Consider the following 14,268-nt stretch of genomic DNA (forward strand, 5'->3'; position numbering starts at 1 on the left):
CCGGGAGGGGCACCGGTCAGTGGTCCGTACCAAAGTATTGACGGACTCTTACTTCACTCCTTAAATCAAGAGGCGACGCCTTCATCCCCCACCTCGGTCGGCTCATTCGTGCGCCCGGCCGCCGTATGGAAGGAAGAGCCGTGGCCTCTCCACGTCTGCTCCGAAGATGCCTGTTCGCCGCCCTCTCCGCCGTGTTGGTCGCGTCCGCCGCGACCGGTGCGGCGCACGCGGATCCGCCGGACGCCTCCCCCGCCGCCTCGAAGGCAGCCGCCGCGGCCGTGGCGTTCTCCGACAACTTCGACGGCCCCGCCGGTGCCGCCGTCGACGGCTCGAAGTGGCAGATCGAGACCGGCGACAACGTCAACAACCACGAGCGGCAGTACTACACCTCCGGCACCAACAACGCCGCCCTCGACGGCCAGGGCCACCTGGTCATCACCGCCCGCAAGGAGAACCCCGCCAACTACCAGTGCTGGTACGGCACCTGCCAGTACACCAGCGCCCGCCTCAACACCTCCGGCAAGTTCAACGCCCAGTACGGCCACGTCGAGGCGCGGATGAAGATCCCGCGCGGGCAGGGCATGTGGCCGGCCTTCTGGATGCTCGGCACCCCGGTCAACTGGCCCGACTCCGGCGAGATCGACGTCATGGAGAACGTCGGCTTCGAGCCCTCCACCATCCACGGCACCATCCACGGCCCTGGCTACTCCGGCTCCGGCGGCATCGGCGCCGGCTACACCCTGCCGAACGGCCAGGCCTTCGCCGACGCCTTCCACACCTTCGCCGTCGACTGGGCCCCCGACCGCATCACCTGGTCCGTCGACGGCAACGTCTACCAGACCCGCACCCCCGCCGACCTCGGCGGCAAGACCTGGGTCTTCAACAAGCCCTTCTTCCTCATCCTCAACCTCGCCGTCGGCGGCTACTGGCCCGGCGACCCCGACGGCTCCACCACCTTCCCCCAGCAGCTCATCGTCGACTCCGTCTCCGTCACTACCGGCGGTACCTCCACCGGCTCGGCGATCAGGGGCCTGGCCGGCAAGTGCGTGGACGTCGCCGGCGCGAACTCCGCCAACGGGACTCCCGTACAGCTCTACGACTGCAACGGCACCGCCGCCCAGCAGTGGACCGTCGGCTCCGACGGAACGATCCGCGCCCTCGGCAAGTGCCTCGACGTGACGGACAACGGCACCGCCGACGGCTCCACCGTCCAACTCTGGGACTGCACCGGCGGCCCCAACCAGAAGTGGGCCGTCAGCAGCGCTAACGACATCGTCAACCCCCAGGCCAACAAGTGCCTCGACGTAACCGGCAACAACTCCGCCAACGGCACCCGCCTCCAGATCTGGACCTGCACGGGCGGGGCGAACCAGAAGTGGACGATCGGCTGAACTGACGCGCAGTGAGCGCGAGTTGAGCGGCTGCGAGTGCGGGGCCGGGGGCTGCTGGAGCAGACCCCGGCCGCGTGCTTTCCCTGTGTCACGGGCTGTGCTGGATCCGGCGGATTCTCCCGGCCACCAAGATGGGCAGCGACAGAGCCGCCACAGCGGCACCCGACGTCAGAGCGAGAGTCAGGCCGAGGCGGGGGCCGTACGTGGTGGTGAGGAGTTGGGCGAGTGTGCCGCCTGCCAGGGCGCCGAGGGGGAGGGAGACGGCCAGCCAGGCCAGGCCCTCGCATCCGGTCAGCAGCAGGGTGCGGCCGGCGCCCAGGCGTCGGGTCAGGCGGCCGCTCAGTAGCGCCCCTGCCACCGCCGCTACGGCTCCGGCGGTGAAACCGCGCCCCGTGCTCATCCCGAGGTTGCGCAGTCCCGCCGCCAGGGTGAGCGGGCGTAGCAGCGGATGGTGCCACAGGAAGCGCAGGCCCTCGGCGATCGGGCGCCATAATCCAGTGCCGGTGGCGTGAGCGGGCGGGGCGGGTTCGGGGGTTCGGACGAGGAGGACGCCCACCACGGATGCCAGGAAGGACAGGGCGTACGCCGCCAGGGCGCCGGTCGCGGCCAGTGCTTGCAGCAGTGCCCCGCCGATGGTGGGTCCGGTGAGGCGCGAGACACTGCTGGACATCTCCAGTCGCGCATTGCCCTGGGCGAGCGGCTCACCGGTCAGGAGCGTGGGCAGGTAGGACTGGTAGGCCACGTCGAAGAGGACCGAGAAGATCCCGGACACCGCGGCAACGGCGTACAGGTGGGCCAGGGACAGCGCGTCGAAGGCGGCGGCCAACGGGAGCGTCGCGAAGGCCGCACCTCGCACGAGGTCTGCCACGATCATCGCCGGGCGGCGGCGGATGCGGTCCATCAGGACCCCGACGAACAGTCCCAGCACCGGGTAGGCGGCGGTGGCGATCGCGTTGAGGACGCCGACCTCGGCGTTGCCGACGTGCAGGACCACCACGGCGACCGTCGGCAGTACGAAGGCCGACACCTGATCGCCGACGAGCGACACCGTCTGCCCGGCCCACAGCCACCGGAAGTCCCGCCGGGCGTCGGGCGCGCTCACCTCGGCGACCGCTATGCGGCCTGCTGGTAACCGGCGTTCAGCTGCGTGCGCAGCCGGTCCCGGTCGATCGCGTTCTCCCATTTGCCGACGACGAGGGTGGCCACGCAGTTGCCGGCGATGTTGGTGAAGACGAAGGCGGCCGACAGGATGCTGTGCACGCCGAGGACCAGGGCGATGCTGCTGACGGGGATCGTGTGGGTCGCGCTGAGTGTGAGCGCGAGTACGGCGATGGCCGAGCCGGACACTCCCGCGCCTCCCTTGGAGGTGAGCAACAGCACCAGCAGGAGGCCGAGTTGGGCCGTCCAGCTGAGATCCGTTCCGGTGGCCTGGCCGAGGAAGACGCTCACTGCGGCAAAGTACAGGCAGGTGCCGTCGTGGTTGAAGCTGTAGGCCGTCGGCAGTACGAGGCCCACGACGGGTTCGTCCACACCGAGGTTCTTCAACTTGGCCGTCAGCTGGGGGAACACGCTCTCGGAGGAGCTGGTGCCGAGCACCAGGACCAGTTCGGCGCGGAAGTAGCGCATCAGCTTCAGCAGGCTCACCCCCGCGTACCGCGAGACCGGCCACAGGACCAGGACGAAGAACAGCACGACGATCAGGTAGAACACCGCCACCAGCCGGCCGAGCGAGAGGAGGGTTCCCAGACCGTACTGGGACACCGTGTAGCCGATGGCGCCGAAGGCGGCCAGCGGGGCGACGCGCATGACCTTGCGGATGATCCAGAAGAGCGCCTGCTGCACCGTCGAGACCACGTCCAGCACCGGCTGTGCCTTCTCGCCCACAGATGCCAGCCCGCAGGCGAACAGCACGGAGAAGACCAGGATCTGGAGGATGCTGCTCTCGGCGAAGGCCTGTACCGCTGAGGTCGGTACCAGGCCGACGAGGAAGTCGTCGAAGCCCTCCGACTTGGCGGGCGCGGGCGCGGAGGAATCGGTGTGCAGGTGGGCGGGGTCGATGTGCATGCCGGAGCCCGGCTTGAGCACGTTGACCACGACGAGCCCGATCACGAGCGCAATCGTGGTGATGACCTCGAAGTAGATCAGTGAACGGACCGCGATGCGGCCGACCTTGCCCAGGTCGCGCACGCTGGCGATGCCGTGGGTCACCGTACAGAAGATGATCAGGCCGACGACCATCTGGATCAGATGGATGAAGATGTCGCCGAGGAACTGCACATGCTGTCCCACCGAGGGCGCGAGCGCGCCGACGAGCACGCCAAGTGCGACTCCGGCGAGGACCTGGACGGCCAGGTCACGGTAGAACGGCGGGCGCTTCTTGGTGTTCTGCTCCGAGGTGCCCGCTCTGCTGGGGGCGCCGGCGGAAGGGGAATGGGTATCGCTCATCGTTTCCGGCTTTCTCCGTTGAATGTCCGGTGCCGACAGGGGGTTGGCCGTCGGCGTCAGTCCGCGTCGTTTCCGAGCACCTCCCTGGCCGGGCCGAAGACCTCGTCCGGGCTGAGCCGTCGAGGCAGCAGGTGCTGGGCGAGGCAGGCGTCGATCACCGACTCGACGGGGCCGCGCAGGTTTTCGTAGCCGAAGAGCGTGGGATGCGGCCTGCCCTCGGGGCGTTCCACGGAGGCGTCCGCGCGCCGCAGCAGGGCGTAGCTCTCACGGACGGCGTCGGGGTCTGCGCGGAAGGTCGAGGCCGACACGGCCACCATGTGGTTGATCGGCATGAAGCCGTGCCGCTGCCACCACTGTTCGTCTCGGGCGGCGGCGTCGGGGACGACGGGCACGAACTCGTCGCCCTCGGGCAGGTCGTTGCCGAGGACGGCGGCGTCGATGCGTCCCTCGCGCAGCCGGTCGGGGAGGTTCGCGGCATGCTCATCGTGCGTGACGAACGCCGGGACGGCGTATTCGGCCACGTGCGCGCCGTCGCGGGTGATCCACTGGACGTCCTGCGCCGCCAGGCCGTAGTCCTCCGCCAGGTGGGCGCGCACCCACATGCCGGTGGTCTGGGTGTACGACCGCACTCCGATGCGCTTGCCCTTCAGGTCTTCGGGCCTGACGGGGCGCGAGGCGTGGGCGATGAGGCAGCCGCGCTGGAAGCGTGCGGCGACAACGGCGGGCAGCAGGACGACGGGGCGGCCGTAGGCGATGGCCTGCAGGGCGGTCACGACGGCCAGTTCGCTGAGGTCGTAGGCCTCCTCCCGCACCATGGGGGCGAACGCCCGGTGGATGGGTGAGACGGAGACGAAGTCCAGCCGCAGCCGGGGGCTTTCGACGTCGCCGTTCTTCAGTGGTGCCGTGTGCGGGTAGTCACCCAACACGGTGCGCAGTACGGGGAGTTCAGCCACGGGATTCTCCCTTTCCGCCGGCGTAGAACGCGGCGCTCGTCCCGCCGAAGATGAGTTCCTGGTCGGCCTGCGGGAGTTCGGACGTCGCCTTGCGTGCCTGGGCCAGGAGGTCGGCCGGTGTGCCGTCCGCCGCGGGGAAGTTCGAGCCCCAGGCGATGCGGTTCGCCCCGTACGCCGCTACCAGGTCCGCCAGGAACTCGGTGGGTACGGACGCGCCCTTCTCCGCCGCCGCCAGCGCCCGGTGGGTGAGCTTGAGGTGGACGCCGGGGAAGGCGGCCATGTCGAAGAGGTCGGCGGCAAGCCGGTAAGGGCGGCCGTCGGACAGGTCGGGTCGGGCGCAGTGGTCGAGCAGCACCCGCACTCCGGGGAATCGTTTCAGCAGCTCTCGGAGCGCGGGCAGGCCCTGGATCGTCATCTGCAGGCAGACCGGTATGTTCTGCTCCTCGGCGTAGGCCCAGGCGGGATACGAGTCCTCGTGGCCCAGCCAGTCCGCCTGGCCGGGCATCGTGGTGCCGGTGGTGAACAGCCGGAATCCGGAGAGGCCTTCGGCCTGCCAGTGCTTGATGCGCTCCACGGCGTCCGGCGCGACGGCGTCGATCGAGTAGACGCCGATGAACCGGTCGGGGTGGGCGCGCACCGCCTCGACGACATAGCGGTTGTCGTGGCCGTACACCGTCGAGGCCTGCACCACCACGGCCTTGGCGATCTCCGCGGCGTCCAGTGCACGCAGGAGTCCGTCGATGTCCACTGGGTGGTCCTGCGACCACTCCGACTGACGTCCGCCGACCGGAGCGACCGGATAGCGCTCGCGGTCGGGCGAGATGACGTGGGTGTGGTTGTCGATCACCAGCATGAAGGGGTCATGTCCTTTCGGTCTGCTCAGTCGACTCGGTCGAGTCAGGTGAGGCAGATGAGTCAGTCGACGTAGCGCAGGCCGTGGGACTGCAGATCGTCACGCATGTGGTAGATGTCGAGGCCGAGTTCACCGGCGGCCAGCCGCCGGCGCTTCTCCTCCTCCTTGGCCTCCCGGAGTTCGCCGGCCTCGGCGGTCTCGGCAGCCTTCGCGGCCGGTACGACGACCACGCCGTCGGCGTCCGCGAGCACCACGTCACCCGGGTTCACCAGGACGTTCGCGCACACGACCGGTACGTTGACCGAGCCGGGCGTCGCCTTGACAGTGCCCTTGGCGTGAACGGCCCGGCTGAAGACGGGGAAGTCGAGCCGCTCCAGGTCGGCGACGTCGCGGCAGCCGCCGTCGATCACCAGGCCGAGCGCGCCGTGTGCCCGCAGCGACGTGGCCAGCAGCTCGCCGAAGAAGCCGTCCTCGCACTCGGTGGTGCAGGCCGCGACAACGACGTCGCCGGGCCTGACCTGCTCGACGGCCACGTGAAGCATCCAGTTGTCGCCGGGCTGCAGGAGCACGGTCACCGCCGTACCGCACAGCCGGGCGCCGGGGTACACCGGGCGGATGTAGGGACGCATCAGGCCGAGTCGGCCCATCGCCTCGTGGACGGTCGCAACTCCCAGCCTGGACAGGCGGTTCACCGCGGCGGGCTCGGCCCGTTCGATCGTGGTGTGGACGACGCCGAGTTCTTGCATGGTGGTTCCTCTCTGGCGTACTGCCGGCCCTTGGTTCACCGGCCGGCCTTGCGCAGACGGGCGTCGAGCCGGGGATAGACGGTGCGGGCGTTGCCCTCCTCGATGGCCGCGAGGTCCGCGGGCGACAGGCCTGCCGCTTCGACGTAGCGGCGTGTGTCGTCGAAGTGGTGCCCGGTGACCGGGTCGACGCCCCGCACCGCCCCGATCATCTCCGAGGCGAAGAGCACGTTCTTGTGCGGCATCACCTTGAGCAAGAGGTCGATGCCGGGCTGGTGGTAGACGCAGGTGTCGAAGAAGACGTTGTTCAGCAGATGGTCGGTCAGCTCCGGCTTGCCCAGTGCCTGCGCCAGACCGCGAAAGCGCCCCCAGTGGTACGGCACCGCCCCGCCACCGTGCGGTACGACCAGCCGCAGGGTGGGGAAGTCGGCGAACAGATCTCCCTGGATCAGCTGCATGACGGCGGTGGTGTCGGCGTTGAGGTAGTGCGCCCCGGTGGTGTGGAACGCGGCGTTGTCGCTGGTGCTCACGTGCACCATCACCGGCACGTCGAGCTCGACGAACTTCTCGTAGAGCGGATACCAGGAGCGATCGGTCAGCGGGGGCGCCGTCCAGTGACCGCCGGAGGGGTCGGGGTTGAGATTGACCGCGACCGCTCCGAGCTCCTCGACCGCGCGGATCAGCTCGGGTATGCAGGTCGCCGGGTCGACGCCGGGTGACTGCGGCAGCATCGCCGCGGGAGCGAACCGGGCGGGGAACAGTTCGGCGACGCGGGCGCACAGGTCGTTGCAGACCCGGGCCCAGGCCTGCGAGACGGCGAAGTCGCCGATGTGGTGCGCCATGAACGAGGCCCGCGGGGAGAAGACGGTCACGTCGATGCCGCGCTCGTCCATCTGACGCAGCTGGTTGGCCTCGATCGTGTCCCGGATCTCGTCGTCACTGATCCGCAGATCCGCCTGCCGCGGTGCCTCGCCATCCCCGGTCAGGGCCTGGATCTGGCGCTCGCGCCACTCCCCCAGCGCTGGTGGCGCGGTCGTGTAGTGGCCGTGGCAATCGATGATCAAGACGGGTTCTCCTTCGCTGGGCGGTCCCGGGGTCGCGTCCGGGGTCTGTCCCGGTGTCGCGTCCGAAGCGGCTTGGGCTGCGCACGAAACGGGACGCTAACCGCGTGCCGCAGACATGGTCAATCACTTTGCCGACAATATTTTCAGCAATCTTTCCGCAGATCTGTCGTCGCCGGGTTCACGGAGTTGCAAAAATTTCGCTGAAAATATTGCTGATGATAGGCTCGGCCGGTGGACGCAGCAGAGAGGAACCAGCAGCAGGTGACCAGCACGCAAGTCAAAGGCGCCGCCGCGCGGCTTCACGTCAGCACGCACATCCGGCAGGCCCTGTGGACCGGCGACCTCCTGCCGGGGCAGCGCCTCATCGTGCAGGACCTGGCCGACCAGCTGGGAGTGACCCGCAGCTCCGTACGCGAAGCGCTCTTCGACCTCGCCTCCGACGATCTGGTGGAGCTCGTGCCCAACCGCGGCGCCAGCGTCCGGGTCGTCTCCGTCGAGGAGGCCATCCAGATCACCGAGTGCCGCTCCGTCCTGGAGCGCCTGTGCGCGCGTAAAGCGGCCGAGCACGCGGACGAGGCGCAGCGTGCCGAGCTGACCGAGCTCGGCACGCAACTACGGGCGGCGGTCGCCGAGCAGGACATCCAGACCTACTCCGCCCTCAACCGCAAGCTGCACGACCTCATCATCGAGTTCAGCGGCCAGGTGATCGCCAAGCGCCAGCTGGAGCGGCTCAACGTCCAGATGGTGCGCTTCCAGTTCCGTCTGGCGCTGCGCTCCGGACGCCCGCAGGAGTCACTGCCTCAGCTGCTGTCCATCATCGACGCCGTCACGGCCGGCGATCCCGACGCCGCCGACGCGGCCACCGAGGCGCAGCTGGCCAGTGTGATCGAGCAGCTCCGCATGACCGAGAAGATGCCGCTGGCGTGAGCAGTAGCCTCTGGCCTGAGAAGTAGCCGTTGGCCTGAAAAGAAGCCGTCCGCGTCGGTTGTCACAGGCTGCTGAGGAGGGCCAGGCGTTCAGCGCTGGTGGAGCCCTGGTCGGCGTAGTAGACGACGATCAGCTGGCGGGCCTGGGGGCGCACCATCTTCTCGTAGTGCAGGTCGAGTTGACCGACGAGCGGGTGGTTCAGGCGGGTGTGACCGGTGTCCCGGCGGCGGACCTCGCGACGGGTCCACAGAAGGCCGAACCGCTCGCTGGCGACGGTGAGTTCGCCGATGGTCTCCAGCAACCCCGGGTCGGCGTCGTCGACATCGAGCATGGCGCGTAGGCCGGAGACCGTCTTGGCGGTCATGTCGTCCCACTGCGGGTACAGGCTGCGCATCTCGGGTTCGAGGAAGGCCGCCCGCAGTGGGTTGTGACCGACGGTGAAGAACGGGCACAGGAGCCCGGCCAGGCGATTGGCCGCGACGACGCGTCCGCCGGGTCCCTGGGCGTAGGCGGGGGTGTCCGGCCAGCTGTCCAGCAGCGGTTGCAGATCGCCCTGGTTCGTACGGGCGCGTCGGCGCGGCCTACGTCCGGGCGGGGCGGGGTGGGCGAGCCGGTGCAGGTAGGCGAGCGCGTCCTCGTCGAGCTGGAGCGCGCCGGCCAGGGCGGTCAGGATCTGGTCGGAGGGGTTGAGGTTGCGGCCCTGTTCCAGGCGCAGGTAGTACTCGGGGCTGATGCCGGCGAGCTGGGCGACCTCCTCGCGCCGCAGTCCTGGAACCCGGCGCCGTACGCCGTCGGGCAGCCCGACCTGCCGGGGGCTGATCTGCTCGCGCCGGGCCCGGAGGAATGCGCCCAGGGTGTCGGCCGTCTCGTGCGCCATGCTCTCGACGCTAGCCGCTCAGCAGCCCGAGGCGCACCAGGCTCTCCCCGGTGGCCGTGACGGCCTCCTCGTTGGTGCGCGGTGACCAGTCCAGTTCCTTGCGGGCCTTCGCGTTGGAGGCGCGGCGTACGACGCCCAGCTGCGGCACCGTCTCGCGCAGCGCCGGTCGGACCGTGGCCAGCAGTCGCAGCAGCCAGGCGGGAGCGGAGCGGGTGGGGGTCTTGGCGGCGGCCTCGCCCAACCGCTCGCGCAGGGCCAGGGCGATGCCATGGAAGGAGATCGGCTCGCCCGCGAGCGCCAGGTACCGCTGTCCTGCCGCCTGGGGCGCCGTCATGGCACGTAGATGAAGGTCGGCCGCGTCGCGTACATCGACGGTGTTGGTCCAGATCGGTGGGGCGGCCTGCATCCCGCCGGTCAGCATCGCGTGGATGATGCGGATCGACGCGGAGTAGTCCGGTCCGAGGACGGGCCCGAAGATCCCCACGGGGTTGACCACCGTCAGCTCCAACCCGTCGCCCTCGCTGTCGATGAAGTCCCAGGCGGCCCGCTCGGCGACCGCCTTGGACTTGACGTACGCGGACACCCCCGGCCCGTCGGTCCTGGTCCAGTCGTCCTCGCCGAACGTCCGCTCCGTCCCCCCGGTCCGCCCGGTCCACCCGGTCCGCCCGTGGCCGTAGCCCACCGCCGCGAAGGAAGAGGTCAGTACGGCGCGCCGGACCCCCGCCTCCCGGGCGGCGCGCAGGACCCGCAGGGTCCCCTCACGGGCCGGGACGATCACCTCGTCCTCGTGCTCGGGCCGCGCTGCGGGAAACGGCGACGCCACGTGCAGGACGTAGTCGGCGCCCGCCACGGCCCGGTCCCAGCCGTGGTCGGAGGTCAGGTCCGCCGCCACGTAGGAGACGTCGTCCGTGTGCGGGGCTCCGGCCACGGCGAGCATCCGCTCGACGTCGGGCCGCCGGGACAGGGAACGCACCGTGGTCGTGACGGTGTGCTCGGCGGACAGGAGCTGCGCGATCGTGTGGGAAGCGAGGAAGCCGGTGCCGCCCGTGACGAGTACATGTGCCATGCCTGCATGGTCGACGGTCGTGTCGGCGCGTTCCAGATCTCGCCGATACCAGTACTCCGAGGGACAGTCTCAGCGCCCGGCCTTGCACATTTCTTGACAAAATCCCGGGAATGGAAAGCGGGCCCAGGGAAATGCGCGAAGGGTGAGACGCTTCGCGATTGTCGCTCTGGTCCTGCTCGCCGGCATGGCGGCGGTCGTCGCCGCGGTCGTCGTGTCGCCCTGGTGGTGCGCGGCCGCCGTACCGCTCGTCCTGCTGGGGCTGCTGGGTGCGGCGGACCTGGTCCAGCGCAGGCATTCGGTGCTGCGCAACTATCCCGTTCTGGGGCATGCGCGCTTCCTCCTGGAACGGATCCGCCCCGAACTGCAGCAGTACTTCATCGAGCGGAACTTCGACGGCCGCCCCTTCGACCGGGATGTGCGCAGCATCGTCTACGAGCGGGCGAAAGGCACCGACGCCGAGCAGCCGTACGGCACCGAACGGGACGTGTACCAACCCGGTTATGAATATCTGGTGCCTTCGATGGCGCCCTGCCCGGTGCCCGAGTCCCCGCCGCGCGTGCGCATCGGGGGGCCCGACTGCAGCCGTCCGTACGACATGGCGCTGCTGAACGTGTCCGCCATGAGTTTCGGTTCCCTGTCGGCCAACGCGATCCTGGCGCTCAACGGCGGTGCGGCGGCAGGGGGTTTCGCCCATGACACCGGTGAGGGTGGTCTGTCGGAGTATCACCTCCGGCCGGGTGGGGATCTGGTCTGGGAAGTGGGCACCGGCTATTTCGGATGCCGGACCCGGGACGGTGATTTCGACCCCGGCGAGTTCGCCGACAAGGCCGCGCACGAGCACGTCAAGTGCGTGTCCCTGAAACTGTCGCAGGGCGCCAAACCGGGCATCGGCGGAGTGCTGCCGGGTGCGAAGGTCAATGCCGAGATCGCGAGAGTGCGGGACGTGCCCGAAGGGCAGACCGTGATCTCGCCGCCGTACCACAAGGTGTTCTCCACCCCGCGCGAACTCGTCCGCTTCATCGCCCGGATGCGCGAGCTGTCCGGTGGCAAGCCCACCGGGTTCAAGCTGTGCGTGGGCTCGCGCCGGCAGTTCCTCGCCGTGTGCAAGGCGATGCTGGCGGAGGGTACGGCGCCCGACTTCATCGTCGTCGACGGGGGCGAGGGCGGCACCGGTGCCGCACCGCTGGAGTTCGCCGACCACGTCGGAGCCCCGCTGACCGAGGGCCTGCACATCGTGCACAACGCCCTCGTCGGTGCGGGCCTGCGCGACCGGATCAAAATCGGTGCGAGCGGCAAGATCGCCACGGGCACCGATCTCGTCAAACGCCTTGCGCAGGGCGCCGATTACGGCAACGCGGCCCGGGCGATGATGTTCGCCGTCGGCTGCATCCAGGCTCAGCGCTGCCACACCAACACCTGCCCCACGGGCGTGACGACACAGGACCCCCGCCGTGCCCGCGCCCTCGACGTCCGCGACAAGACACCGCGCGTCCAACGTTTCCAGGAAGCCACCGTGGCCAGCGCCCTGCAGATCATGGCATCCATGGGTGTCACCGACCCCGCCGCCCTACGCCCACACATGCTCCGCCGCCGCATCGACCCGCACACCGAGCGCTCGTACGAGGAACTGTACGAGTGGCTGGAGCCTGGACAGTTGATCACCGAGCCGCCCTCTTCCTGGGAGGCCGACTGGAAGTCCGCCGATCCCGACCGGTTCGCTGTCTGAGCTGCCGGGATCGCACGGCCCTCCGCGGACGGCCGAGATCAGCGGCAGACTGCCTGCAGCTTTCGACTGGGCGCGTCCTGACCGGGCCCTATCCCGTGGCAGCGGCCGCATCGCGCCCGCCACCACAGGTCCGGCCTCACCCGCATCCTCCTCGGGCGCCGCATCCACCATTTCCTGCCGACCCCGGCAGGGCCGACCCGGACCGCAGCCCAGCCCGTAACAGCGGTCGCATCGCGCGCCGCCACAGGCCCGGCATCCGTCCGCCAGCGGCTACTCGTCGATCACCGCCCCGAAGTGACTGCCATGCACCGTCCCACCGAGCGCGCCGGCGCCATACGTCCACGCGCCATCCGCGAGGAGCCCGTCGCCGCCAGCCGGCAGCACCCAGATCCCGCCGTCGCCCGTGATCTCCTCGGAAGCCGCGCCCACCACTTCGTGCCGACCTCAGCAGGGCCGACCCGGACCGCGGCCCAGCCCGTGGCAGCGATCGCATCGCGCGCGCCGCCACCGGTCCGGCATCCGTCCGCCAGCGGCTACTCGTCGATCACCGCCCCGAAGTGACTGCCACGCACCGTCCCACCGAGCGCGCCGGCGCCATACGTCCACGCCCCATCCGCAAGGAGCCCCTCGCCGCCGGCCGGCAGCACCCAGATGCCCCCGTCGCCCGCGTTCTCCTCAGGAGCCGCGGCCACCAGTTCGGCTCGGCCGTCGGCGTCGGTGTCCACGAGGCGGACCTGGGTGCCCCAACCGTCGTCCTCCTCGGCAGCCCCCGGGATGCCGGGGGTGTTCTGGTCGAAGTACTGGGCGTCCGTGCCGGTCAGGCCGTCGCTCGAACCGCGCAGTAGCGTCACCGCGCCGGCCCGGGGCGCACCGTCCGCGTCCTCGCCCGGCGAGCCGACGGCCACGTCCGCGTATCCGTCACCGTCGACGTCCGCGACGGACAGGTCGTTGCCCCAGGCGTCGCCCGTCTCCCCCGCTCCGGGCACGTCCGGGGAGTTCTGCGACCACCACTGGGGTGCGGTGCCCGGCCCCTCGGCACCGGCGGGACCGTCCTCGCCTCCGTAGTAGACGCCGACCAGGCCGCCGGGGGCCTCCGCGTCGCCAGTGGTCTCGTCCACGCCGCTGAGCTGGCCTACGACGAGGTCGTCGTAGCCGTCGCCGTTGATGTCGCCGGAGGCCGTGCCCAGGCCGCCGTGCAGGTCACGGCGGTAGCCGAGACCCTCGGTGCCGCCGCTGTAGTAGGCGGACCAGCCCTTGGCGTAGTCGTCGTCGGGGCTGTAGCCCGAGACGACGAGGTCGGCGAAGCCGTCGCGGTCGTAGTCACCGGTGGTCAGGTAGGCCCACTGCAGTGCGTGGCCGGTGGAGTGCGGCGTGCCGACCTGGCGCAGGACACCCGCGTGGTAGGTGAACACGTTCAGCCCCGTCCTCTGGTCGAGGACGACGAGCTGATCGGCGTCGATGTCCCCGGAGAAGCGGGCGGCGGCCAGGGCGTGCCCGAACCGCGCACCGGCTGTGGGCGTCGCCGCGACGACGCTCGCGGTGCGCTCGGCGCCCAGGCCCGCCTGCGAGCCGTACAGGACGGTCACGCGGCCCGCGTCCTCGACCGTTCCCTCGTCCTCACCGGGAGCGCCGATGATCGCGTCGTCGAACCCGTCGCCGTCCAGGTCGCCGCTCGCCACCGCCCGTCCGAAGCCGTCACCGGTCTCGGAGGTGCCGGGCACGCCCTTGGTGGACTGGCTGATGACCTGGACGTGGCCCTTGGGCACGGTGGTGTTGGTGGCGATGCCGTTGGGCGCGCCGTACTGGACGGTGATGTATCCGGCCCCTTCTCTGCCGTCCACGGCGCCCTCCGGCGCTCCGGTCAGCAGGTCGTCGTAGCCGTCGCCGTTGAAGTCGCTGTTGCGGTCGGTGGCGGAGGTGCCGCCGGGGCTGCCCGCGAACGCGGCGGGCGCGGCCATGATGCCCGCTCCCGCCAGCAGCAGGAAGGAAGCCGCCGCGACCGCGGCCTTGGGTGCGGTGCGACGGTTGTTGCGTCGGGTCGAGCTCATGTCTGTATCCCCCGCTGGTGGTTGATGACCTGTCAGTCGGCTGCTTCTTGTCACCGACGGGGAGTACGACCGGGCAGGGGCGGCGCGAGTTGTGGGGTTCGCGGGGGATGTGACGCGGCGGTGACATCTGTTGCGTCACCGGGACGCCGTCCTCGGACCAGATCGACGACGTCCC

General features: G+C 70.0%; 13 protein-coding genes. 3 read left to right on the plus strand and 10 right to left on the minus strand.

Annotation, left to right across the window (positions count from 1 at the left end; all coding sequences use genetic code 11):
• Positions 1 to 140 precede the first annotated feature (140 nt).
• Positions 141 to 1,391 carry a lectin gene (locus tag MQN93_RS31500; protein WP_242712242.1) on the plus strand — a complete coding sequence of 417 codons (1,251 nt, stop codon included), beginning with the start codon at positions 141 to 143 and terminating at the stop codon, positions 1,389 to 1,391.
• Between the two features lie 88 nt (positions 1,392 to 1,479).
• Here MQN93_RS31500 and MQN93_RS31505 read toward each other — a convergent pair whose 3' ends face one another.
• The 6 genes from MQN93_RS31505 to MQN93_RS31530 form a co-directional block, all read right to left on the minus strand.
• Positions 1,480 to 2,493: an MFS transporter gene (locus MQN93_RS31505; RefSeq protein WP_242712243.1), complete on the minus strand. Its 1,014-nt coding sequence runs from the start codon at positions 2,491 to 2,493 to the stop codon at positions 1,480 to 1,482.
• 11 nt (positions 2,494 to 2,504) lie between these two features.
• The gene (locus MQN93_RS31510) at positions 2,505 to 3,836 is read right to left on the minus strand and encodes a C4-dicarboxylate transporter DctA (RefSeq protein ID WP_016432830.1); all 1,332 of its coding nucleotides are present in this window, start codon (positions 3,834 to 3,836) and stop codon (positions 2,505 to 2,507) included.
• 56 nt (positions 3,837 to 3,892) lie between these two features.
• Positions 3,893 to 4,789 (minus strand): substrate-binding domain-containing protein, encoded by an 897-nt coding sequence (locus MQN93_RS31515; RefSeq protein WP_242712244.1) that lies wholly within the window; start codon positions 4,787 to 4,789, stop codon positions 3,893 to 3,895.
• Positions 4,782 to 5,642, minus strand: coding sequence for an amidohydrolase family protein (locus MQN93_RS31520; RefSeq protein WP_242712245.1), 861 nt, complete (start codon positions 5,640 to 5,642; stop codon positions 4,782 to 4,784). The genes MQN93_RS31515 and MQN93_RS31520 overlap by 8 nt, the downstream gene beginning before the upstream one ends.
• Positions 5,643 to 5,704: 62 nt before the next feature.
• Entirely contained in the window at positions 5,705 to 6,388 is a 684-nt protein-coding gene (ligK, locus tag MQN93_RS31525) for a 4-carboxy-4-hydroxy-2-oxoadipate aldolase/oxaloacetate decarboxylase (RefSeq protein ID WP_242712246.1), read from the minus strand.
• Positions 6,389 to 6,423: 35 nt separating this feature from the next.
• Positions 6,424 to 7,449 carry an amidohydrolase family protein gene (locus MQN93_RS31530; protein ID WP_242712247.1) on the minus strand — a complete coding sequence of 342 codons (1,026 nt, stop codon included), beginning with the start codon at positions 7,447 to 7,449 and terminating at the stop codon, positions 6,424 to 6,426.
• Positions 7,450 to 7,680: 231 nt separating this feature from the next.
• Here MQN93_RS31530 and MQN93_RS31535 point away from each other — a divergent pair, with 231 nt between their 5' ends.
• Positions 7,681 to 8,376, plus strand: a complete 696-nt coding sequence (locus MQN93_RS31535; RefSeq protein ID WP_242712248.1) for a GntR family transcriptional regulator — start codon at positions 7,681 to 7,683, stop codon at positions 8,374 to 8,376.
• 61 nt (positions 8,377 to 8,437) lie between these two features.
• Here the strand turns inward: MQN93_RS31535 and MQN93_RS31540 are convergent, their stop codons facing one another.
• The gene (locus MQN93_RS31540) at positions 8,438 to 9,253 is read right to left on the minus strand and encodes a helix-turn-helix domain-containing protein (protein ID WP_242712249.1); all 816 of its coding nucleotides are present in this window, start codon (positions 9,251 to 9,253) and stop codon (positions 8,438 to 8,440) included.
• A 10-nt stretch (positions 9,254 to 9,263) separates the two neighbouring features.
• Positions 9,264 to 10,319, minus strand: coding sequence for an SDR family oxidoreductase (locus MQN93_RS31545; RefSeq protein ID WP_242712250.1), 1,056 nt, complete (start codon positions 10,317 to 10,319; stop codon positions 9,264 to 9,266).
• 142 nt (positions 10,320 to 10,461) lie between these two features.
• Here MQN93_RS31545 and MQN93_RS31550 point away from each other — a divergent pair, with 142 nt between their 5' ends.
• A complete protein-coding gene (locus MQN93_RS31550; protein WP_242712251.1) occupies positions 10,462 to 12,045 on the plus strand; it encodes an FMN-binding glutamate synthase family protein in 1,584 nt (527 codons plus the stop codon).
• Positions 12,046 to 12,315: 270 nt separating this feature from the next.
• Here the strand turns inward: MQN93_RS31550 and MQN93_RS31555 are convergent, their stop codons facing one another.
• The gene (locus MQN93_RS31555; protein WP_242712252.1) at positions 12,316 to 12,477 is read right to left on the minus strand and encodes a hypothetical protein; all 162 of its coding nucleotides are present in this window, start codon (positions 12,475 to 12,477) and stop codon (positions 12,316 to 12,318) included.
• A gap of 101 nt (positions 12,478 to 12,578) precedes the next feature.
• The gene (locus MQN93_RS31560; protein ID WP_242712253.1) at positions 12,579 to 14,093 is read right to left on the minus strand and encodes an FG-GAP repeat protein; all 1,515 of its coding nucleotides are present in this window, start codon (positions 14,091 to 14,093) and stop codon (positions 12,579 to 12,581) included.
• Between the last annotated feature and the right edge of the window lie 175 nt (positions 14,094 to 14,268).

Origin of the sequence: Streptomyces spinosisporus, from assembly GCF_022698145.1 — a bacterium.
GTDB classification, from domain to species: Bacteria; Actinomycetota; Actinomycetes; order Streptomycetales; family Streptomycetaceae; genus Streptomyces; species Streptomyces spinosisporus.